Source organism: Bradyrhizobium sp., from assembly GCF_035935975.1.
Classification (GTDB): domain Bacteria; phylum Pseudomonadota; class Alphaproteobacteria; order Rhizobiales; family Xanthobacteraceae; genus Bradyrhizobium.
In genome coordinates this window covers 44,709-64,975 of sequence record NZ_DASYWN010000052.1, presented here as the reverse complement: position 1 = coordinate 64,975, position 20,267 = coordinate 44,709, and the positions used below count along the sequence as shown (strand labels likewise).

The 20,267-nt window shown below is 63.6% G+C and carries 20 protein-coding genes; 10 read left to right on the top strand and 10 right to left on the bottom strand.

Annotated elements, in window-relative coordinates:
- Window positions 1–16: 16 nt before the first annotated feature.
- Entirely contained in the window at window positions 17–1,225 is a 1,209-nt protein-coding gene (locus tag VGR99_RS31025; RefSeq protein WP_326903748.1) for an ABC transporter substrate-binding protein, read from the bottom strand.
- Window positions 1,226–1,330: 105 nt separating this feature from the next.
- On the opposite strand from VGR99_RS31025, the gene VGR99_RS31020 reads away from it, so the two are divergent.
- Complete coding sequence (locus VGR99_RS31020) at window positions 1,331–1,813, top strand: MarR family transcriptional regulator (protein ID WP_326903747.1); 483 nt, start codon at window positions 1,331–1,333, stop codon at window positions 1,811–1,813.
- Here the strand turns inward: VGR99_RS31020 and VGR99_RS31015 are convergent.
- Window positions 1,810–2,679: an alpha/beta hydrolase gene (locus VGR99_RS31015; protein ID WP_326903746.1), complete on the bottom strand. Its 870-nt coding sequence runs from the start codon at window positions 2,677–2,679 to the stop codon at window positions 1,810–1,812. The two genes, VGR99_RS31020 and VGR99_RS31015, sit on opposite strands and share 4 nt — an antisense overlap.
- Before the next feature lie 140 nt (window positions 2,680–2,819).
- On the opposite strand from VGR99_RS31015, the gene VGR99_RS31010 reads away from it, so the two are divergent.
- A complete protein-coding gene (locus VGR99_RS31010) occupies window positions 2,820–3,440 on the top strand; it encodes a CGNR zinc finger domain-containing protein (protein ID WP_326903745.1) in 621 nt (206 codons plus the stop codon).
- Window positions 3,441–3,512: 72 nt separating this feature from the next.
- Here the strand turns inward: VGR99_RS31010 and VGR99_RS31005 are convergent, their stop codons facing one another.
- From VGR99_RS31005 to VGR99_RS30985, 5 genes are all read right to left on the bottom strand, one after another.
- Complete coding sequence (locus tag VGR99_RS31005) at window positions 3,513–3,974, bottom strand: MarR family transcriptional regulator (protein ID WP_349256789.1); 462 nt, start codon at window positions 3,972–3,974, stop codon at window positions 3,513–3,515.
- A gap of 83 nt (window positions 3,975–4,057) precedes the next feature.
- Complete coding sequence (locus VGR99_RS31000) at window positions 4,058–4,771, bottom strand: SDR family oxidoreductase (protein ID WP_326903743.1); 714 nt, start codon at window positions 4,769–4,771, stop codon at window positions 4,058–4,060.
- Between the two features lie 64 nt (window positions 4,772–4,835).
- On the bottom strand, window positions 4,836–5,210 hold the full coding sequence (locus VGR99_RS30995; protein ID WP_326904078.1) for a hypothetical protein: 375 nt from the start codon (window positions 5,208–5,210) through the stop codon (window positions 4,836–4,838).
- A gap of 30 nt (window positions 5,211–5,240) precedes the next feature.
- The gene (locus VGR99_RS30990) at window positions 5,241–6,122 is read right to left on the bottom strand and encodes an NmrA family NAD(P)-binding protein (RefSeq protein ID WP_326903742.1); all 882 of its coding nucleotides are present in this window, start codon (window positions 6,120–6,122) and stop codon (window positions 5,241–5,243) included.
- Window positions 6,123–6,328: 206 nt separating this feature from the next.
- Window positions 6,329–7,006, bottom strand: coding sequence for a TetR/AcrR family transcriptional regulator (locus VGR99_RS30985; protein WP_414645203.1), 678 nt, complete (start codon window positions 7,004–7,006; stop codon window positions 6,329–6,331).
- Between the two features lie 171 nt (window positions 7,007–7,177).
- Here VGR99_RS30985 and VGR99_RS30980 point away from each other — a divergent pair, with 171 nt between their 5' ends.
- The 4 genes from VGR99_RS30980 (at window position 7,178) to VGR99_RS30965 (ending at window position 9,826) form a co-directional block, all read left to right on the top strand.
- Window positions 7,178–8,044, top strand: a complete 867-nt coding sequence (locus VGR99_RS30980; RefSeq protein WP_326904077.1) for a DUF3313 domain-containing protein — start codon at window positions 7,178–7,180, stop codon at window positions 8,042–8,044.
- Window positions 8,045–8,100: 56 nt separating this feature from the next.
- On the top strand, window positions 8,101–8,355 hold the full coding sequence (locus VGR99_RS30975) for a hypothetical protein (RefSeq protein ID WP_326903740.1): 255 nt from the start codon (window positions 8,101–8,103) through the stop codon (window positions 8,353–8,355).
- 87 nt (window positions 8,356–8,442) lie between these two features.
- On the top strand, window positions 8,443–8,787 hold the full coding sequence (locus tag VGR99_RS30970; RefSeq protein WP_326903739.1) for a hypothetical protein: 345 nt from the start codon (window positions 8,443–8,445) through the stop codon (window positions 8,785–8,787).
- Window positions 8,788–8,893: 106 nt separating this feature from the next.
- Window positions 8,894–9,826: a LysM peptidoglycan-binding domain-containing protein gene (locus VGR99_RS30965; RefSeq protein WP_326903738.1), complete on the top strand. Its 933-nt coding sequence runs from the start codon at window positions 8,894–8,896 to the stop codon at window positions 9,824–9,826.
- 37 nt (window positions 9,827–9,863) lie between these two features.
- Here the strand turns inward: VGR99_RS30965 and VGR99_RS30960 are convergent, their stop codons facing one another.
- Window positions 9,864–13,946, bottom strand: coding sequence for a VCBS domain-containing protein (locus VGR99_RS30960; RefSeq protein ID WP_326903737.1), 4,083 nt, complete (start codon window positions 13,944–13,946; stop codon window positions 9,864–9,866).
- 362 nt (window positions 13,947–14,308) lie between these two features.
- Between VGR99_RS30960 and VGR99_RS30955 the strand changes: the two genes are divergently transcribed.
- Complete coding sequence (locus VGR99_RS30955; RefSeq protein WP_326903736.1) at window positions 14,309–14,959, top strand: FecR family protein; 651 nt, start codon at window positions 14,309–14,311, stop codon at window positions 14,957–14,959.
- 24 nt (window positions 14,960–14,983) lie between these two features.
- Window positions 14,984–15,871 (top strand): tetratricopeptide repeat protein, encoded by an 888-nt coding sequence (locus VGR99_RS30950; protein ID WP_326903735.1) that lies wholly within the window; start codon window positions 14,984–14,986, stop codon window positions 15,869–15,871.
- A 54-nt stretch (window positions 15,872–15,925) separates the two neighbouring features.
- Here VGR99_RS30950 and VGR99_RS30945 read toward each other — a convergent pair whose 3' ends face one another.
- Both VGR99_RS30945 and VGR99_RS30940 read right to left on the bottom strand, forming a co-directional pair.
- Window positions 15,926–16,999: a tartrate dehydrogenase gene (locus tag VGR99_RS30945; RefSeq protein WP_326903734.1), complete on the bottom strand. Its 1,074-nt coding sequence runs from the start codon at window positions 16,997–16,999 to the stop codon at window positions 15,926–15,928.
- Between the two features lie 21 nt (window positions 17,000–17,020).
- Entirely contained in the window at window positions 17,021–18,319 is a 1,299-nt protein-coding gene (locus VGR99_RS30940) for an MFS transporter (RefSeq protein ID WP_326903733.1), read from the bottom strand.
- A 168-nt stretch (window positions 18,320–18,487) separates the two neighbouring features.
- On the opposite strand from VGR99_RS30940, the gene VGR99_RS30935 reads away from it, so the two are divergent.
- Window positions 18,488–19,405 (top strand): LysR family transcriptional regulator, encoded by a 918-nt coding sequence (locus VGR99_RS30935; RefSeq protein WP_326903732.1) that lies wholly within the window; start codon window positions 18,488–18,490, stop codon window positions 19,403–19,405.
- 37 nt (window positions 19,406–19,442) lie between these two features.
- Complete coding sequence (locus VGR99_RS30930) at window positions 19,443–20,267, top strand: aspartate dehydrogenase (protein ID WP_326903731.1); 825 nt, start codon at window positions 19,443–19,445, stop codon at window positions 20,265–20,267.

Below are 20,267 nucleotides of genomic sequence, written 5' to 3'. Positions count from 1 at the left end.
GCTCGGCTCCGATCCGCTATTGCTTCGCGAGCGGGCACTGGCCGTCGCTCTCGGAGCGAAAGGCGTCCTCTCCCTTGATCGTGGCGACGACCTTCAGCAGATCCCAGGCCGAAGTCGATTCCTCGGGCGACTTGACCTGCAACAGGTAGAGCGGGTGGATCTTGCGTCCGTCCTTGCGGATATAGCCCTTGCCGAACAACGCATCGTCCGTCGGCATCTCCTTCATCGCAACGACGACCGCCTTGCCGTCCTTGGCACTGCCGACCTTGTCGACTGCCTTGAGGTAGTGAATGACCGAAGCATAGACGCCGGCCTGCATGTCGTTCGGATAGGCTTTCGATGGGATGCGTTCGGCGAAGCGCTTGGCGAAAGCGCGTGTGCCGTCGTTCAGATCCCAGTAGAACGGATTCATGATCTGGGCGCCCTGCGCAAACTTCAGGCCGAGCGCGGGAAGCCCGTTCATGCCGAGGATCAGTCCGACGAGCTTGTGGTCCTTGGTCAGCCCGAACTCGGCGGCCTGCTTCATCGACGTGATGGTGTCGTCGCCGGCATTGGCGAAGCCGACGACGTTGGCGCCCGATGCCTGGGCCTGGAGCAGGAACGAGGCGTAGTCGGCCGTTCCCAGCGGATGCCGCACGCTGCCGAGCACCTCGCCGCCGGACGCCTTCACGGCCTCCGCGGCCTGCTTCTCCAGATCGTGACCGAAGGCGTAGTCGGCGGTGATGAAGAACCACTTCTTGCCGCCCTGCTGCACGATCGCCTTGCCGAGGCCGCGGCCATAGGCATAGGTGTCGTAGGTCCAGTGCACCGTGTTCGGCGTGCACTTCTCGCCGGTCAGCAGCACCGTGCCGGCGCCGGAGCCGACGAAGACCTTGTTCTTCTCGGCGCTCATGCCGGCGACGGCGAGCGCGATCGACGAGTTCGGAATGTCGAAGATCGCATCGACGCCGTCGTTCTCGTACCAGCGCCGGGCGATGCCGATCCCGATATCGGTCTTGTTCTGATGATCGGCCGCGACGACCTCGACCGGCTTGCCGCCGGCCTTTCCGCCGTAGTCCTCGACCGCCATTTTTGCCGCGACCACCGAGCCGATGCCCTGATAGCTCGCGAACGGACCCGACTGGTCGTTCAGGACCCCGATCTTCACGACGTCCTGCGCGAAGACAGGCGCGGCGGCCAGCATCGCGGCCAGGATGCACAATTTATGCAGGAATTTGCTGTTCATTGTCTCCCTCCCATGGGCGGTCTTGGTGCCGCTGAATAATAGTTATATTTTATATCTATTTTTGAGAGTGTCAATTCGGCCGATTTTTGGCCCTGAGGCGTGAGGATGATGAGCCCGAAAACCGCAAGACCCGGAGCGAAGTCCGCGCAGGCGCTGGAGAAATCGCTGGACCTGCGCGCGCTGCAGCGGACGCCCGGTTTCATGCTGCGCCTTGCGCAGCTGAAATTCTTCGAGGGCTTCTACGAGGAGTTCGCCGCGCTCGGCCTGACGCCCGCAACCTATGCGATCTTCGTCGTCATTCGCGACAATCCCGGCGTGCCGCCGAGCGGTCTTGCCAGCCTGCTGCGGCTGCGCCTGCCGAACCTGATCAAGATCCTGAACGAGCTGGAATCGTCCGGCTTCATCAAGCGCAACCGCTCGAAAGCGGATCGCCGCGCCGTCGAGCTCATGCTCACGCCCAAGGGCGCAAAGCTCATTGCCGAGGGGGCAAGGCTGACGGAGCCGTATAATCAGAAGATGCTGGCGCCGCTCAGCGAGGCCGAGCAGCGCAGCTTGCTTGAATTGCTGAACCGGATTTTGCCGTTCTAGGGCCGTGCCGCAGTGTTTGTCAGAAACGTGCGAATGCTGTCCGCGATCTCCCGCGCATGCGTTTCCAGGGCGAAATGGCCGGTGTCGAAAAACTGAACCACCGCGTTGGGGTTGTCCCGCTTGAAGGCTTCGGCGCCGGGCGGAATGAAGAACGGATCGTTCTTGCCCCAGACCGCCAGGAACGGCGGCTTGTGCGTGCGGAAGTAATTCTGGAATGACGGATAGAGCGCAACGTTGCTCTTGTAGTCGCCGAACAGGTCGAGCTGCACGTCGTCCGAGCCCGGCCGCGCGAGATAGAAATTGTCGAGGTTCTGGCCGTCCGGCGACACCAGGGTCGGATCGGGGACGCCATGCGTGTACTGCCAGCGTGTTGCCTCCGGCGCGAGGAAGCCGCGCAATGCATCACGGTTGGCAGGCGAGGGGGCCTGCCAATAGGCCTTGATCGGAGTCCAGCCGTCGCTGAGGCCATCCTCATAGGCGTTGCCGTTCTGCGAGATGATCGCCGTGATCCGCTCGGGATGATTCAGCGCGAGCCGGAAGCCGGTCGGCGCGCCATAGTCGAAGACGTACACGGCGAAGCGATCGAAACCGATCACCTCGGTGAAGCGCTCGATGACATGCGCGACGTTGTCGAAGGTGTAGCGGAAGGTTTCGCGCGAAGGCATGTCGGACTGGCCGAAGCCCGGCAGATCGGGAGCGACGATGTGAAACTTGTCGGCGAGCAGCGGGATCAGGTCGCGGAACATGTGGCCGGCGCTCGGGAAGCCGTGCAGCAGCAGGAGCTTTGGCGCGCCCTTAGGGCCGGCCTCGCGATAGAACACCTTGAAGCCATCGACGTCTGCAGTGCGATAGGTGGTCGGGGGCATGGCCGTCTCCATTGCTGATAGTAACCTTTTAAATGGCTAAATGCAGGTTACGTATATGGTTCGTAACTTGTCAATGACTATTTTAGTGGTTACTAAGGCGGGCCTCATCCAGACGGCCAAGGACCACTCAGGGACCGCGCATGGACCGCCCGCCCGCCATGTTCATCGCCGACACGCTCGGCCTCGATTTTCTCAACTCGCTGGCGACGCCGGTCGATACGCCCGTCGATTGGCTCGACGATGGCGATGGCCTGCTCGACTGGCTGGCGCAGGCCAAGCTGGTGCCCCCCGATGAGCTCGACGCGCTGAAGGCGCGGGCGAAGCCGGACGAGCTCGACAAGGTCGCGAGCGAGGCGCGCGCGCTGCGCGAATGGTTCCGGGGATTTGTTCGCGAGCATGCGGGCCGGCCGCTTGGCCCGGCCGCGCTGCAGGCGCTCGATCCGCTGAACAAGCTCCTGGAGCAGGACGAGGTGTTCAGCCGGATCGAGCCGCGGTCCGGCGACAGCCATCATGGCCTTGCGTTACGGACGATGCGGCGCTGGCCATCATCCCGATCCCTGCTGCTGCCGATCGGCGAGGCAATGGCGAAGTTCGTCTGCGAGGAAGATTTTTCCGACGTGAAGGCATGCGAGGGCCATCACTGCACGATGCTGTTCGCCGACCACACGCGCAGGCGCGCGCGGCGATGGTGCATCATGGCGGTCTGCGGCAATCGCGCCAAGCAGGCCGCACATCGCAGCCGGCTCAAGAGCAGGCAGTGAGGGGCTCATAAGGCGAGACCCGGGCCAGGGCCCGGGTCTCTGGCCTCGCTCTCCGCCATCGGATCGCTGCGCTCAGTCCTCGGATGAGTCCGGCTTCATGTCGCCGACGACCATGTCTCGCAGGGCGCCCCGCAGCGCGGCAACATTTTTCGCGCCGTTCAGTTGCTCGAATTCCCGCTGGGCGCGCTGCCAAAGCGGCGCGGCCTTGTCGTGAAGACGCCGCCCGGCATCGGTGAGTTCGATGAGGCGGCTTCTTCCATCGGTCGGCGAGGGGCGGATTCGGACCAGGCCGTCCCGCTCCAGAAAGCCGACCATCTTGCCCATTGCGGTACGCTCGATGTCGAGCTGCTCGGCGAGCGCATTGACGGCTGCGTCGCCGAGCTCGTTCAGCGCCGCCAAGGTGAGGAATTGCGTGATGCGCAGGCCTACCGGCTCGAGATGGGCATCATAGAAGCGCGAGATCTGACGGTTGGCCTTCCTCATGGCGGAGCAGTTGCATTGATCGATTCCCAGAGGCTTGTTCACCGGCAGCATCTCCTTGTCCTTCATGTCCGTCGAAGGCCCACGCCGCGAATATAAGCGCGGCGCGGGCGCAGCGATATTCTCAGAACCCTTTCTTAAAACCCTTGCGGCGGGGTGATATAGCCGGGCTCTTCGGCCGCAAGCGTATTCTTCAGCACGGCCGTTCCCTTGTCGGCCATCACCTCGCTCTTGCCGGAGGCGAGCGCATCATAGGTCGCGCTCACCACGTCTGCAGGGCTCGCTTTCGGCACGTCAATGCCGTTGGTCAGGTCGGTATCCACGAACCCGACATGCAGGCCGAGAACCTGGACGCCGCGCTCGCGCAAATGAAAGCGAAGCTGGTTGGTATAGCTCCATGCTGCGGCCTTCGAGGCGGCATAGGGTGTCAAGATCGGCCGCGGCAGCCAGACGATGTCGGAGAGCACGTTGATGATGGCGGCGTCCGGCTTGGTCGACAAGATCGGCTCGAAGGCCTGTGTAACGCGCACGACACCGTAATAGTTGGTATCGAACATACGGGCCGATTGTGCCGCGACGTCGGCCGCCAGCGGGCCGTCGATCAGGGCGGCAATGCCGGCATTGTTGATCAGCACCGTCGTGTCGGTCGCCAGCGCGGCGGCTGCGGTGATCGATGCCGGATCGGTGACGTCGATCTTGACCGGGATGATACCGGGCTCATTGAAGCCGTCCGTCTTGCGCATGCCTGCGTAGACTTTCGCGGCGCCGCGGCGCCGTGCCTCGCGCGCAAATGCCAGGCCCAGGCCGCGATTGGCACCGGTGATGAAGACGGTTGCGTTCTTGATGTCCATGATGGTCTACCTTTCCAGATTCTGGTGCCAGGAAGCTTGTTCGTGCCGCCGGCCCATCTTCAATTCAGAGAAAAAGATGTTCCGGCAGTTGTTTCGAAAGCCGTTCGCGCAGGCCGGCGGCGAGAGACAGCACTGCGCCGAGCGGGCTCATCCGCACGCTGACTCGCGGCACCGATCCGTCGGGATTGTGGTCGACGATGACGGTCGCGCTCAGCTTCTCTCCGCCCGTCAGAACGGCCTCGTATTCGAGAAACAGTCGCGAGCTGACGCTCTGAAGAAATTTCGGCGATTGCGACGCGTAGAAGGTTCCGACGGCATCGACGACGCGGCGGATGTCGTCGCGTCCAGTGACAGGACCGCGCAGCACGGAGCTGACCAATTCGGCATCAGCAGCCAGGTCGTCCAGAAACGGGTGACGCTCGGTTTGTTTGTGGGACATTTTCAAACCCCAGTTTCGCTTTGATCGTGCTTAGGCAAACACGGCGCGGTTCTGCGCGATGAATTGTCGGACCGAGAGCGGCGGTGTTCCCGTGATCTTTTCGACGGTGTCGTTTGTGCCTGCGAAAATGCCGTCGCGATAATTCTGGGCGACTTCGACCAGGTGCTGCACCAGGAATGGAGGAAACTTGTAGAGGTTCTCCATCTTCTCCTTGAACACCGCGATCGAAGTCGGCGCGTATTCGATCTTGCTGCCGAGCACCTCGCTCATCTCCGCTGCAATCTCGGTGTGATTCATCTCCACCGGGCCGTGCAGCGGATAGATCTTGCCTTCATGACCTTGCGGCTTGGCCAGGAGGTGGGCGATGACACGGCCCTGATCGTCGCTGGCGATCGGCGCGTGACGTCCGTTCTCGAACGGAAATTCGATCTTCTTCCTGGCCCAGATGTCCTTGCCGAAATGCGGGTAGACCAGCCAATCGGCAAAGAAGGTGGGACGCAAATGCGTGGTCGCGACACCCGACCAGTCGAACACCCGCTCCGAAACCCAGTGATCCTGCGCCGCATGGCTTGCCGATTCCCGGCGGGCCGAAATTTGCGACATGTTAACGATCGCGCTGACGCCGGCTTCCTTCGCGGCTTGGGCGAAATAGGCGGCTGCGCCGATGATGCCCGGCGCAATCGGATGAAGGAAATAGGCCGATTGGATGCCCTCCATGGCCGCGCGAATGGCATCGATATCGGTGAAATCGCCGATGGCGATGTCGATGCCGCGCTGCCTCAGTGCAGCCGCCCGCTCGCCGTCCGAGCGCACATAGGCGCGCACCTTCTTGTCCATCTTGAGCAGCTCGTCGACGGCGGCTCCTCCGGTTCGTCCAGTCGCACCGCTGACCAGAATGGTTGCTCCGCTCATGACACCGCTCCTTTGGCTATTTGAGAGCATATGCTCCTATATGCGCGAAGATAGGTGCATATGCTCTTAAGTCAACGCCTTTCTGTTAGTCCCCGGAGTGGGGCCGTTCACATCGCCGTGTGGTCGCTACGCAGGGGCCGCCATGCGGCTTGCAGAGATGGCCGCTCGGGCGAGACGCGAAGGCGAGAGGTCGCGGGCGAGTCCTGTTATCGCTTCCTGACCAGCTTGAGCGGACCGCTGGTCTTTTGACTACGCGGCCTGCTCGCGGTGGTCTGCGCTTCGGGTGGCTTCAGGAAGCGGGCGAGCATCGTTCTCAGATGCTCGGCGTTCTGCTTGATATCCAGCTTGGGATTGCGGATCGGCATCGCGCGGGATCCGTCGATGAGGGCGATCAAAATGTTCGCCGTCGCATCCGGATCGAGTCCTGGATCCACCCGTCCCCGATCTTGTGCCTGGCGCAGGAAGTCGCTCCACATGCGGCGGACCGCCGCGGTGTGCCGTTCGATGATCTTTGCGAAGTCCGGATTGCGGGCAGCCTCGGCGAGGCCATCCAGATTGAGGATCTGGGCGGGACGAAACCGCAGGCTGTTGTCCTCGATATCGACGAGCAGCGCCTCGATGACGTCGTCGGCGGCGAGAATCTTTTCAAACCGCTCCGCCGAGCGGGCCAGACCCAGATCGATCATCGCCTCGATGATCGCCTCCTTGCTCGGAAAGTAGTGATAGAGGTGGCCGGGGCTGATGCCGGCCTCGGTGCAGATGTCCGTCGTGCTGGCGCCGCGGAAGCCGTCCCTGATGAAGCAGCGGATCGCCGCGCCGAGGATCTCCTGGCGCTTCTGCTCATGCTTGACGGGGTCGACTTTCCTCAAACCGGACATCTCCATTCACACTCGCCCCGTTTAGCACGAGGATTTGCCACGAGAAAATCAAAATTAGAGAGTTCCATCTATTTATGTTGACGGACGTTGCGGTGCGTGAGAGTAATTATTAGAGCGATCTCTCTAATAAGCCGCCGATGCGGGAATGGGACCATGCGCTTGCCACCGACGGCCCTGATGTGTGTCACGCTGGCGCTGGGTGGCTGTGCGACCGCTCCGCTCGAACAGGCCGGCTCGCTCAGAAGCTACGACCGGATGTCGGATGCGAACGGTCTGGTGACGCGATCGAAGATCCGCGTGAACAAGAAGGATGTGCTGGCAGCGAAGACGATCCGGATCGCATCGACCGTCTTTCCCGCGCGCCCCGGCGTTGCTTTCAACGACAAGGAGCGCCGCCTGGTCGCCAACGCCGTCAGCCGCGAGCTGTGTCTGCGCTTGAGCGAGCGCTTCCGCATCGTTACCTCCGATGACGACGCCGATCTCACGGTGCAGGCGACGGTGACGCATGCCACGCCGACCAGCGAGACTGCCGCCGGCGCGTCGAAAGCCCTGGCGATTGCCAAGACCGTCGCGCTTCCCGGCGTGCCCGTCCCGGTTCCGCGGCTTCCGGTCGGACTCGGCAGCCTCTCGGTCGAAGCGGAAGCGCGCGACTTCGCCGGATTTCAGAAGGCCGCCATGGTGTGGGCGCGCAATGCCAATTCCATCTCGAACTCCGCGCGGGTTTCCAACGAAGGCGATGCCTACGATCTCGCCGCCGATTTCGGTGCGGACTTCGCCAAGCTGGTCTCGACCGGTGAATCGCCCTTCGGCGGCGTCCCTGCATTGCCGCCGATGGACAGCATTCCCGTGCGACTCGGCGGCGCGCCCAAATACGTCGCGTGCGAGGCGTTCGGACGCTTTCCAGGCCTGACCGGCCTTGCGGGGCAGGGGCTCGGCCTGCCGCCGGCCTGGACGGATTCCGGCGCCAAGGAGAGTCTGGCCAACACTCCACCCCCGGCATCACCGCCGCCAGCGCCGAGTTCAGAGCAGGCGCTGACGCAGTGATGCGACTGCGCGCCGATATCCAGCTCGCATACGAGTAGCCGACCAGAGTAGCTGACATGCTGACATCAGAAATGACCCGTCCCGCCCAACGCGCCGTGCGCCGAACCGCAACGCGCCTCGATGTGCATGCGACGAGCATTCCCCTGTTCACTGCTGACGAAGCGTGGAGCCGCGTGGCTGCGGATCGGCGCACAGCCGGCGAGACCGATGACCACGACGCGATGCTCGAACCAGGCTTCTGGATAACCGCCCTCGTCGCGTTCCTGCCCACCGTCGCGGGCTGCCTCTATCTCTTCCTGACCCAGGCATGAGGCGCTCGGCGCCGAGGGCAAGCGATGTTTCCACGATATGAGTTGGCGCGGCGCGACCGGCGAAGGTCTGTCTTCGGCCGCCCTCTGGTGGCCCTGTCAGCCGTCCTGGCGCTGCTGCTCGCGGGATGCGCAACGAGTGCGAATCCACCTCCTGCCTATCAGCCCCCACGTGCACCGGGCGCCAAGGCGGTGCAGGAGGGCGTCAAAAAAGGGGCCGCAGAAGCCAAGCTGACCGGGGGACTCGAGACAACCGCGGTCCGACGAACCGACCACGGGCCGGGATTGTATTTCGTCTGCCTGAGGCAGCGGGGCCCGTCAGCCGGCAGATCGCCCGCCTATTCGGTCTTTTTCGACAATGACGCCTACAAGGGGATCGAGATTTCGGTGATTGTAGATGCCTGCGAGGCCCAGCCATGGATTCCGTTCAATTGACGCACCAGACGTCACGGCCCCGGTTCCGTGCCCCAAAATCCACCCAATCGGTGGTCACTAAGCCCCGGAGGGGGCGACGGCTTCCCGTGGTGGGACTTCTGACCTGATGATGGATTTGAGGCGGCTCGTCGTGCTGGCAGCGGTTGCGCTGCTCGCCTTGAGCACCGGCACGGCCGTTGCGTCGCCTGCCAAGTCGAAGCGCGCGACGGTGACGACCCCCGCGCCGCTGCCGCCCGCGCCCGTCGAGCCGCTGCCGCCGCCCAAGATCTACCTGTTCCGCGGCGCCATGGGTCCGATCTTCTCGACCGGCATGGACCGGCTCAGCGAAAAGCTGACGCAGGCCGGCTTCTCGGCCGACGTCTATGAATTCACCATCTGCCGGCTGATCGGCAACCGTGTCATCGCCAGCTACAAGGAAAGCCCGGCGCCGATCGTGCTGATCGGCCATTCCATGGGCGGGCTCTGCTCGGTCGTCATCTCCGAGATGGCGGCCAAGGAGAACATTCCGATCAGCCTCGTCATCACCATCGATTCCGCCCATGCCACCGGCGACGTGCCGCTCAATGTCGAGCGCTTCATCAACATCTTCCTTTCCGACAGCGTGCTCGGCGGCGGCGATGTCGTGGCCGTCCCCGGCTTTCGCGGCCATTACGCGAGCTACGACCTGAAGGAAAACAGCCGCGTCTCGCACATCAACATCGAGAAGTCCGACGACATCCACCGCCAGATCATCGAGATGGTGACGCAGCTGCCGCGCATCCAGCCGCAGACCCAGGGCGATGCCGTGCCGCTGCGCTATCTGCTGCCCGGCGACACGCTGGTCGAATTATGGGACAGCGGCGTGCGGGTGCCGGTGCGCCGCGGCGATACCATGGAGAGCATTGCGGCAGCCAATCGCGTGCCGGTGTGGTCGCTCGCGCAGAGCAACTCGCTGGCCGAGAACGCACCGCTCACGCCCGGCCAGACCATCATCGTTCCACGCCATCTGACGCCGCCCGAGCCGGCCGCTGCCATGGCAACGCCGCCAGGCCGCCGGTAACCTCGCGGCGGATCAGGAGCTCCACAGCGGACCAACCTCACACGATGAGATCGTGCTGCAGGTGGTGGTTGACGTGTCCGTTGTGGGCGCCATTGTCCATATGCCAAGTCTCGATCATTGGCGCCGCGTCGGCATGTCCCTTGACCTCTCTCGCATGTCCGTGCTGATCGAGCGGTGATGGAAATTCGTCCAAAGTGGTGGTGCTCGATTTCTCGTGACCCCGATTCAGGAATTTAAAGGAATCACCTGCTGCGTGCGGATTTGCTTCTGAGCCGGACGCGCCGTCAGTCTTGGAATGCGGCTGAGTATCAAGCGCGCCGGGGCCCGCAGCCTCGTCATGACCGGGTCCGTTTGCTTGAGGCAAGTGCGAATGACCGTTGCCGCCGTTCCCGGGCTTGCTCGCCGGGCTGGCGTCAAGCGCCCCCCCTGTATCGGCGGCGCTCGCATGGCCAGGAGCCTCTGCAGCCTTGCCGTTGTTGGCGTGTTGGTCAGATGCAAAGAGAAAGCCATCCGGCGTGCTGACCGGAATTGCCGGTCCCGAATGACTTTCGGTTGCGGTGCTAACCGGACTGATCGACTTCGATTGGTTGCTGTCGCCCTTTCCAGTTTGTTCAAAGACAAAATGGAAGTCCGCCAATGGCGAAACACTTGCCACTTCCACGGGGCTCGGCGGCGCAGCCCCGTTCGAATCGGAAGCGCCGGGATGGTCGCTCCGCCCGGTCCGGCTTTGACCGGCATCGAGGCTATGGCTCAATTCGGCGGCTTGCGCCGCGGAGATCTGCTCGACGGGGAGGGTCTCAGCCGTCGTGTCAGTCGAGGGGCTGGACGTGCTGGCCGCGACGACGGTGGTGTCACCTTGTGTCGTCGCAGTCGGGTCGATCGCGTCAGTCATGGCCACCGCCGGCGCGGCGGGCGGGGCGACGATGAAATCCGACGAGTCGATGCTCGCGATGCCCTGTAGATGGATTTCCACCAGGCTGGAATCACCGATCTGGAGGGGCTGGTTGGTCGGATTGACATAGACGACGCTCTCATTGGCCGAGCTGTCGTACAGCCAGGCGATGGTATGCGCCGGCACGGACGTATTTGCGGAGTCCAAGGCCAGGATCACGAATCCGAGCGCGCCGAGCGCCGTCAGATCGATCTTGTCGCATCCAGGCGCGAAATCATTGATGGTGTCGAACCGGCCCGCTCTGGAATCGACCGCGGACAGATAAACGAAGACGTCCTTGCCATTGCCGCCGGTGAGCTTGTCCGCACCGAACCCGCCGATGATGGTGTCGTCGCCGTTGCAGCCGTCGATCGTGTCTCGCCCCGAGCCGCCGTAGATGACGTCATCTCCGTTGTTGCCCTTGATCGTATCGTTGCCCGAGCCGCCGAAGATGGTGTCACACACACCGGTGCCGTTGAGGGTGTCGTCGCCGGCGCCACCGTAAGCGATCTGGGTGAAATTGCCGCCACCTGCGATGCTATCGTGTCCGGGGGTCCCGTAGACGAACGGAGGATCCGATACCACGGTCGTCCCTGTGGCCAGATTGTCGAAGTCGTTGGGGTCGCCGTCGCTGGCGCCATGAATTGAGATCGTCACCTCTTGCCTGGTGCCGTCGATGCTCGTCACCGTGAAATGATCGGTGAGCCTGTCGCCGGCATCGAGGGCGTTTACCACGCTGTTGCAGTTGTCGAGCGTATAGGTCCATACGCCGGCGGCCGTTATCGTGAAGGTACCGTAGCCGCAGTCGCTTGCAGTCGGACAGGTCACGGCGGTGAAGGTGTTGGCCGGATTGTCGACGTCGGTATCGGTGAGCGTGCCCGTCGCGACTGGCTTGCCGGGTGAGATTCCGCCTGCCTCGAGCACCGAGCCTGTCGTAGTGCCGGAAATGATGGCGGCGTCATTCGTGCCAATGATCTTGATGGAAACCACCTGCGGCGTACCGTCGACGGTCGTCACAGTGAATGTGTCGGTCAGCGTGTCGCCGACATTGAGCGCCTGCACGGCGCTGTTGCCGTTGTCGAGCGTGTAGGCCCACGTGCCAAGCGCCGTCATCGTGAAGGTGCCGAAGCCGGCTGCGCTCGGCTTTGGCGAGCTCACCGCCACGAAGGTGTTTGACGGATTGTCGGGATCGGTGTCGGTCAGCGTACCTGTCGCGACCGGCGTCCCGGGCTTCCCGTTGGCGCAGCCCCCGGCCTCGATCACCGAGCCCGTCGTCTGTCCGGAAATGACGGCCGCATCATTGCTGCCGTTGATGGTGATCGTCACCACCTGCGGGGTGCCATCGATCGTGATCACCGTGAAGCTGTCGGTCAGCGTCTGGCCGTCGTTGAGCGCCTGTACCTTGGTGTTGGCATTGTCGAGTGTGTAGGTCCACACGCCGGCGGTTGTCATCGTAAAGCTGCCGTAGCCGCTCGCGCTCGCCGTCGGCAAGCCGGTCGCCACGAAGGTGTTGGCTGGATTGTCGACGTCCACATCGGCAAGCATGCCCGTCGCGATCGACGTACCGGGCGACGCGGTGCTGCCCTCGACAACCGAGCCGGCCGCGGTGCCGGAGACGATGGCGGCGTCGTTGCTGCCATGGATCGTGATCGTGAGGACTTGAGGGGTGCCGTCAACGCTGGTCACCGTCAAGGTGTCGGTCAGGGTGTCGCCGACATTGAGGGCCTGGACCGCCTGATTGGTGTTGTCGAGCGTATAGGTCCACACGCCGGCTGCCGTGATCGTGAAGAAGCCGTAGCCGTCCGTGCTTCTGGTCGGCGAACTGACCGCCGTGAACGTATCGGGCGGGTTGTCGACGTCCGCATCCGCGAGCGTGCCGGTTGCCGGTGGCGTGTCAGGCGCCGCATTGGCGGCACCGCCTGCTTCCGCCACCGTGGCATTGACGTCGCCTGAGATGATGGCCGCATCGTTGGCACCGTCGATGCCGATCGTGAAGACCTGACTCACCGAGCGCGCACCGTCCGAGACGGTGATGACGAAGCTTGTCGTCGTCGGCGACTGCAGGGCGTTGATTGCATCGTTGTTCGGAACGAAGGCGTAGGCGCCGGACGTGCTGCTCAGGAAAAGAGTGCCGAAGGGACCCGTCTGCGAAAGATTGTAGGTCACTCCATTCAGTGTCGTGCTGCCGGACGTTCCTCCACTGAGGCCGAAGGTCAGGATGATGCCGGTCTCGGGACTGCTGGCCGCGAAAGTGCCGCTCGCCGTGGTGAACTCGTCGAAATGGATCGTGTCGATTTCGACCGGTCCGGCTGGCAAGCCGAGCGACGGCGGCTGATGTATGATGACGGGAACCGGGAAGTCGAATATCGGCAGAGGTGGAAGCACGCCTTGCGGCGTGATCGAGTCATGCGGGGTAAAATTGATATGCTCCAGCGAAACTGGATCGCCGAAAGAGGGTGTGCTCGATCCTGTCGGACCCCGCGTGAGATTGGCGAGGACGTCCTGTTGCGCGGCCTGCAATTCCTCCATTCGCGCAGCGCTATTGGCGACTTGACTGACGTTGACCGAGGAGCCGATCCTATTCAGAACGATGGTCTCGCCGGGATCCTCGACGATGATGTGTCGCGGTACCGCTTCCTTGGTGATGAGCTCGAAGGAGCCGTGCTGAAGGTCCTTGTAGTCGATCTTGTCGTCATCCAGGAATGTGGAGTCGGGGTCCGCGGCGTGTGCGTCCGGCATCGTCGAGAAAGTCAGCGCGGCAAGCGTCAATATTCCGAACCCACTCGAATAGGAGCGGCCGCGAAGGCTTCCCATCGGCGTGTCGACCGTCAGAGTGCCGCCGTTGCCCAGCCGGCCGGCTGCGAAAGAAAAGCGTCCTCTGGTCACCGCGAGCACGATCGAGCGCACCGTGCCGTTGGGGTCGTAGACGTATTCGCTCAGCTCGATCCGGGCGCTGCTGGCGACGTTGAAGACGGTGCCGTCGACGAGCCGAATTCCGATCTGCCCGTCAGCGGCAGTCTCGATCGTGTCACCATAACAGACAGGGTCGCCAACGCTGACTTGTGTTGCCGCGGAGTTGTCTCGCGCGAGAGTTGCGCAACCAATCACCGTCTGAACGATGCCGACGATCTGGTGAGGTGGGATCGCGACGGCCTCATCCGTGAGTTCAACGCTGGATGCAACCAACATCGTTTGGCCTCGCCTGCTGGACAATTCCGGCTCAGCGCGATGCCGCAGTCCTCTTGTTTGTTTTGCCTACGCCACAGAAACAAAATGCGTTGGCGTCGGCGAATTGGGTCCTGCACGCCGAAAACGCTTTGATAATGCAAGTCTATCTTTGCGGGGGCCGGCAAAGAGCACGGCCCCTTGCTGCGAGCTTAAGCGTCCCGGCGCGAAGATGGAGGGCGCAAAAGGAGTACTCCATTTGTAGGCCGGTCCATAGGAGCGCTCCAGGTGGTAGATTGGACGATGCGCGACGTGTGGGCGCCGCCAAGGTTCAAAGAGGCCATCAAGCGGCCACGCGAACGAGATCTTCTCGGAGAGGGCGGGTCATGTGCAGACAGACGATTGCAGCTTTCGTGACCGGTTTCGTTTGGGTGTTTGCAAGTACTTTCCCTGGGCTCGCGCAAGCGCAAGTCAATCCTGTGAAGCCCGCCGTCCAGGATGTTGCGCCAAAACCCATCGGTAAGGTCATCGGCGTTACCGGGGCGGTCACGATCGAGCACACGGGTGCGGTCGTGGTCCAGGCGAACCTTGGCGATCAGGCCGCCCAAACCAAGGTTGGCGATGTCGTATATCTGGGCGATTTGGTGCGAACCGGGGTCGACAGCCGTATCAGCATCAACTTCACCGATGGCTCGTCGTTCAATCTGTCCAGCAACGCTCGCATGACGTTGGACGAGTATGTGTACGAGCCGGAGGGGAAGACGAATGCGACGTTTTTCAGTCTGACCAAGGGAACGGCCACGTTTGTTGCCGGCAAGGTCGCCAAGACCGGCGACATGAAGGTCGATACGCCCGTGGCAACCATGGGAATCCGGGGCACCACGCCGCACATCGAAATCTCGGATGATGGTTCCACCAGATTCGCCACCCTCATCGAAGAGGGCAAGAGCAAGGCGCTGAAGAAGCGTGCAGCCGCCACGCCGCCTCGGCCCACAGAGGCAGCCAATCCCAAGCTGACCATCTGCCGAGGATGCTGAAGAGGATGCTGAAGCGAACTTGCGATGCTTCATCGATTTGCAGCGGGGTCTGATACGGACATGAGTATGAGGGTCGCTCTCATCGACGGCACGGCGACCATCCTCGTGTTGCTGTTGCTCGGCTTACCGGCAGCGGCGGGACAGCCGCAGAAAAACAGCAATCTCAAGAGCATCGAACTGTGCAACGGTGCGGGCGTTCCGCCTCAAGCCAGGATCGCCGGCTGCACGGCGCTCATCAGTTCGGGCGAGGGCAATGCGGACGCGCTGGCCGTCGCCTACAACAATCGTGGCAATGCCTACGTCGTGACAGCGGAGTACGACCGCGCGATCAAGGATTTCGATCAGGCGATCGAACTCGCCTCGGGTTACGTCAAACCGGTCAACAATCGCGGCGTGGCCTATTTGAAGAAGGGGGCGTATGACGTCGCGGTGAAGGCTTTCGATGAGGCCATCAAGCTCAATCCCAATTATGGCGGTGCCTTCGTCAACCGAGCCGAAGCCTACCTTAAAATGAGCGAGTACGAGCGCGCCGCGCGCGACTTCGACGAGGCGATTCGTCTGGATCCGAATTTGAATCATGCCTGGCACGGACGTTGCTGGATACGGGCCGTCCTCGGCAATCTCGAGGCCGGGCTCGAAGACTGCAACAGGGCGCTCCAGTCGGGGGCGGACAATGCCGCGACCTACGACTCGCGGGCGCTGATCCATCTGAAGATGGGGCAACTCGCCGCAGCCATCGACGACTATAATTCGGCGTTGCGCGTCGAGCCGAAGCTGGCAAGCGCGCTTTATGGACGCGGACTTGCCAAGCTCAGGCAGGGTGACAAAGCCGGCGGCGACAGCGATATCTCGGCTGCGAGGATCATCCAGGCCAAGATCGGCGATGACTTCGCCCGCCATGGCATGCAGTGAGGCTAGGCCGCGGGCGTTGTCGAGTTCGTGGTTTAGCCAGCTCTCCCCAGTCTGCTAGACGTTCGAGCCGTGGATCGCGTCGATCACGGCGTCCGTGACTTCCTTCGTCGTCGCCTTGCCGCCGACATCGGGCGTCAGCACGCCGGCCGCGCAGACGCGCTCGACGGCCTTCATCAACCGTGACGCCGCATCCTTCTCGCCGAGATGCTCGAGCATCTGCGCGCCGGTCCAGAACGTCGCGACCGGGTTGGCGATGCCCTTGCCGGTGATGTCGAAGGCCGAGCCGTGGATCGGCTCGAACATCGAGGGGAAGCGGCGCTGCGGATCGATGTTTCCGGTCGGCGCCACGCCGAGGCTTCCGGCAAGCGCGCCGGCGAGGTCGGAGAGGATGTCGGCGTGGAGATTGGTCGCGACGATGGTGTCGAGGCTCTTCGGATGCAGCGTCATGCGCACGGTCATGGCGTCGACCAGCATCTTGTCCCAGGTCACGTCGGGGAATTCGGTCGCGACTTCAGCCGCGATCTCGTCCCACATCACCATGCCGTGGCGCTGCGCGTTCGACTTGGTCACGACGGTCAGGAATTTGCGCGGCCGCGACTGCGCGAGCTGAAACGCATAGCGCATGATGCGGGTGACGCCGACGCGGGTGAAGACGGCGACTTCCGTGCCGACCTCTTCCGGCAGGCCCTTGTGCGCGCGGCCGCCCATGCCGGCATATTCGCCTTCCGAATTCTCGCGCACGATCACCCAGTCGAGATCGCCGACGCCGACATTGCGCAGCGGCGAGGCGACGCCCGGCAGGATCTTGGTCGGCCGCACATTGGCGTATTGGTCAAAGCCCTGGCAGATCGGCAGGCGCAGGCCCCACAGCGTGATGTGGTCGGGCACGTCAGGCGCGCCGACCGCACCGAAATAGATCGCATCGAATTTCTTCAGCTCGGCGAGACCGTCGGCCGGCATCATCACGCCGTGCTTCTTGTAATAGTCCGAGCCCCAGTCGAAGGTTTTGACGTTGAAGGCGAGGTCGCCGCTGCGTTTTGCGAGAGCCTCCAGCACGCGCACGCCGGCCGAGATGACTTCTGGGCCGATGCCGTCGGCGGGAATGGCTGCGATCGAATGGGTGCGCATGGATGTGCTCCGTTTGAGAGATCAGTGGGATTGCGGGACGGGTTCGACGGGCGCGGTCTGTGCGCGCGACAATAGCAGGGTCAGGACCGCCGAGAGAACGAGCAGGCCGCTGACGAAATAGAGACCGCCGACAAAGCTGCCGGTCTGGTCCTTGATCCAGCCGATCATGGCGGGCCCGACGAAGCCGCCGAGATTGCCGATCGAGTTGATGGTGGCGATGCCGGCCGCGGCCGCAGGGCCGGACAGGAACAGCGTCGGCATGCTCCAGAGCGGCGGCTTTGCCGAGGAGATGCCGATGTTGACCAGCGTCAGTGCAACGAGGACCGCGACGACACCCGCCGCAAGGCCCGCATAGGCGAGGCCCGCAGCCGCGATCAGGCAGGCGATCACGACGTGCCAGGTGCGCTCGCCGGTGCGGTCCGAATGCCGTGCCCACAGCACCATGGCGACGACGGCGGCTGTTGCCGGCAGCGCGTTGAGGAAGCCGACCTGGAGCGAGGACAGGCCGAACTGCTTGATGATCTGCGGCGCCCAGACGCCGAGTGTGTAGAGGCCGGCCGAGGTGCCGAAATAGATCAGCGACAGCGCCAGCACGCGCGGATCGGCGAGCCCGCGCCAGATGCTGTGGCTTGCGGTCGCGGCCTTGCTGGTGGTCTCCACATTCATGGTCTCGATCAGCCAGCGCCGCTCATCGTCGGCAAGCCATTTCGCCTTCTCGGGACGATCGGTCAGAAAGCCAAGCACGACGAAGCCGAGCACCACGGCCGGCACCGCCTCGAGCACGAACAGCCATTGCCAGCCCTTGAAGCCGAGCAGGCCGTCCATCTCCAGCAGCGCGCCCGAGATCGGCGAGCCCAGCACGGTCGAGAGCGGCGCGGCCGCCATGAACAGCGCGGTGACCGCAGCACGCTGGCGCGCCGGGAACCAGTAGGAGAGATAGAGAATGATGCCGGGGAAGAAGCCGGCCTCGGCGACGCCGAGCAGGAAGCGCAGGATGTAGAAGCTGGTGGCGCCCTGCACGAAGGCCATCGCGGCCGAGACGATGCCCCAGGTGATCATCACCCGCGCGATCCAGATCCGCGCGCCGACCTTGTGCAGGATGATGTTGGAGGGCACCTCGAACAGGAAATAGCCCCAGAAGAAGATGCCGGCGCCAAAGCCGTAGACCGCGGGCGACAGGCCGAGGTCCTTGTTCATCGTCAGCGAGGCAAAGCCGATGTTGACGCGGTCGATGAACGCCACGAAGTACAGCAGCATGATGAAGGGGACGATGCGCCAAGTGATCTTGCGCAGCACGCGCGTCTGAATCTCGCTCGCCACCCTGGCCTCCACAAGTTCCGGTTTGTTGTTGTTCGGCGGACCCCGAGGAAACTTCGAAAGGTCCACGTCGACAGCGAGCGTAGGCGGTGGCAGGAGGCATACTCAATTGGCGCTGGTTTATACAAAAAAATGATATAATCCTCGCCAAGCGAGACGAGAGGACTTTGGATGGAATTGCATCAGCTTCGATGCTTCGTGGCGGCGGCCGAGCAGCTGCATTTCGGCCATGCGGCACAGCAGCTCCAGATGCTGCCCTCGGCGCTCGGCCGGCAGATCAGGCTGCTGGAGGAGGATCTCGGCACCCGGCTGTTCGCGCGGACGACGCGTGCGGTGTCGCTCACCGAGGACGGCACCACGCTGCTGCGCGATGCCCGCGCCATCCTCGCCAAGGTTGAGGCGGTCGAGAACAATCTACGCAACCGCTCGCGTGCGGGGACTGTGCGGCGGTTGCGGATCGGCGCCATCGACAGCGCCGCGGCCGGACTCCTGCCGCCGCTGCTGCGCGATTTCCGCGACAAGCATCCTGACATCGCGGTGCAGCTGCTCGAGGACAAGACCGTCCGGCTGCTGCCGAAGATCCTGACCGGCGCGCTGGATCTCGCCTTCGTCCGTCCGCCCGACAGTGCGGACAAGCGGCTCGAATTCCGCGATCTGCTGCTGGAGACCGCGATCGTCGCGTTCCCGCAGCGGCATGCGCTGGCGGCGAAGAAGTCGATCACGTTGGGTGACATCGCCGACGAGGCGATGCTGGTGCCGGACCGCCGCTCGCGGCCGCACAGCCACGATCTGACGATCAAGCTGTTCGAGCAGGCCGGCCTGACGCCGCGTATCGTGCAGGTCGCCGACGAGAAGCAGACCATCATCCATCTGGTGGCAACGAAGCTCGGCGTTGCGATCGTGCCGCGCTGGACCACGCGCATGGCGGTGACCGGCGTGCGCTTCGTGCCGCTGCGGCCGAAGCAGACCGGCCCCGTCGGCCGGCTGCCGCTGGCGGCGGCCTGGCTGCGCGGCTCGCGCGATCCGGCCCGCGATGCCATGCTGGCGGTGCTGGAGGCGCGCCTCCGCAGCTATGCGCGGGAGGCCTGAGCGGCTATGACATGGGCCTGGATCAAAGGTGGATGCGATGACTGAACAGAAAGCGGCAGGCGAATTGCGGGTGGCCATCGCGGGCCTCGGCTCGATCGGCACCAAGATCGCGACCGCGCTCGATCAGGGCATCGAGGGACTGACGCTATCCGCCGTCGCGGTGCGCGATCCCGCCAAGCATCAGGCTTTTCTCAGCGGTCTACGCCATCAGCCGCAAATCATGTCGATCGACCAGCTCGGCGAGGCCGCCGACATCGTGGTCGAGTGTGCGCCGAGCAGCCAGTTGCGCGCGATCGTCGAGCCCGCGGTGAAGCGCGGCAAGGCCGCGGTCGTGGTCAGCGCCGGCGGGCTGCTCGACAATTACGATCTGATCGATCTCGCCCGCGCCAGGGGCGGTCGCATCCTCGTGCCGACCGGCGCGCTGATCGGACTCGACGCCGTCAACGCCGCCGCGGTCGGCACCATTCATTCGGTGAAGATGGTCACGCGCAAACCGGTCGACGGGCTGAAGGGCGCGCCGTTCATCGTCCAGAACAACATCGACATCGACAATCTGCGCGAGCCGCTCAAGCTGTTCGAGGGCAGCGCGCGCGACGCGGCGAAAGGCTTTCCGGCCAACGTCAATGTCGCCGTCGCGCTGTCGCTGGCGGGCATTGGCCCCGATCGCACCCAGATGCAGGTCTGGGCCGACCCGACCGTGACGCGCAACGTTCACCGCATCGAAGTCGAAGCGGATTCGGCGCGGTTCTCGATGGGCATCGAGAACATCCCGTCGGAGAATCCCAAGACCGGGATGATCACGGCCCTGTCCGTGATCGCGCTGCTGCGCAAGCAGCGCGCCACGTTGTGCGTGGGGACGTGA

What these genes read in the sequence shown, in the direction of transcription:
- VGR99_RS30985 (WP_414645203.1), bottom strand. Translation starts at nt 7,006, where the DNA reads ATGGAGATGTCCGGTTTGAGGAAAGTCGACCCCGTCAAGCATGAGCAG.
- VGR99_RS30980 (WP_326904077.1), top strand. Translation starts at nt 7,178, where the DNA reads ATGTGTGTCACGCTGGCGCTGGGTGGCTGTGCGACCGCTCCGCTCGAA.
- VGR99_RS30945 (WP_326903734.1), bottom strand. Translation starts at nt 16,999, where the DNA reads ATGCGCACCCATTCGATCGCAGCCATTCCCGCCGACGGCATCGGCCCA.
- VGR99_RS31000 (WP_326903743.1), bottom strand. Translation starts at nt 4,771, where the DNA reads ATGGACATCAAGAACGCAACCGTCTTCATCACCGGTGCCAATCGCGGC.
- VGR99_RS30990 (WP_326903742.1), bottom strand. Translation starts at nt 6,122, where the DNA reads ATGAGCGGAGCAACCATTCTGGTCAGCGGTGCGACTGGACGAACCGGA.
- VGR99_RS30955 (WP_326903736.1), top strand. Translation starts at nt 14,309, where the DNA reads ATGTGCAGACAGACGATTGCAGCTTTCGTGACCGGTTTCGTTTGGGTG.
- VGR99_RS30950 (WP_326903735.1), top strand. Translation starts at nt 14,984, where the DNA reads ATGCTTCATCGATTTGCAGCGGGGTCTGATACGGACATGAGTATGAGG.
- VGR99_RS31020 (WP_326903747.1), top strand. Translation starts at nt 1,331, where the DNA reads ATGATGAGCCCGAAAACCGCAAGACCCGGAGCGAAGTCCGCGCAGGCG.
- VGR99_RS30935 (WP_326903732.1), top strand. Translation starts at nt 18,488, where the DNA reads ATGGAATTGCATCAGCTTCGATGCTTCGTGGCGGCGGCCGAGCAGCTG.
- VGR99_RS30995 (WP_326904078.1), bottom strand. Translation starts at nt 5,210, where the DNA reads ATGTCCCACAAACAAACCGAGCGTCACCCGTTTCTGGACGACCTGGCT.
- VGR99_RS30960 (WP_326903737.1), bottom strand. Translation starts at nt 13,946, where the DNA reads ATGTTGGTTGCATCCAGCGTTGAACTCACGGATGAGGCCGTCGCGATC.
- VGR99_RS30965 (WP_326903738.1), top strand. Translation starts at nt 8,894, where the DNA reads ATGATGGATTTGAGGCGGCTCGTCGTGCTGGCAGCGGTTGCGCTGCTC.
- VGR99_RS31025 (WP_326903748.1), bottom strand. Translation starts at nt 1,225, where the DNA reads ATGAACAGCAAATTCCTGCATAAATTGTGCATCCTGGCCGCGATGCTG.
- VGR99_RS30930 (WP_326903731.1), top strand. Translation starts at nt 19,443, where the DNA reads ATGACTGAACAGAAAGCGGCAGGCGAATTGCGGGTGGCCATCGCGGGC.
- VGR99_RS31010 (WP_326903745.1), top strand. Translation starts at nt 2,820, where the DNA reads ATGGACCGCCCGCCCGCCATGTTCATCGCCGACACGCTCGGCCTCGAT.
- VGR99_RS31005 (WP_349256789.1), bottom strand. Translation starts at nt 3,974, where the DNA reads ATGCTGCCGGTGAACAAGCCTCTGGGAATCGATCAATGCAACTGCTCC.
- VGR99_RS30975 (WP_326903740.1), top strand. Translation starts at nt 8,101, where the DNA reads ATGCTGACATCAGAAATGACCCGTCCCGCCCAACGCGCCGTGCGCCGA.
- VGR99_RS31015 (WP_326903746.1), bottom strand. Translation starts at nt 2,679, where the DNA reads ATGCCCCCGACCACCTATCGCACTGCAGACGTCGATGGCTTCAAGGTG.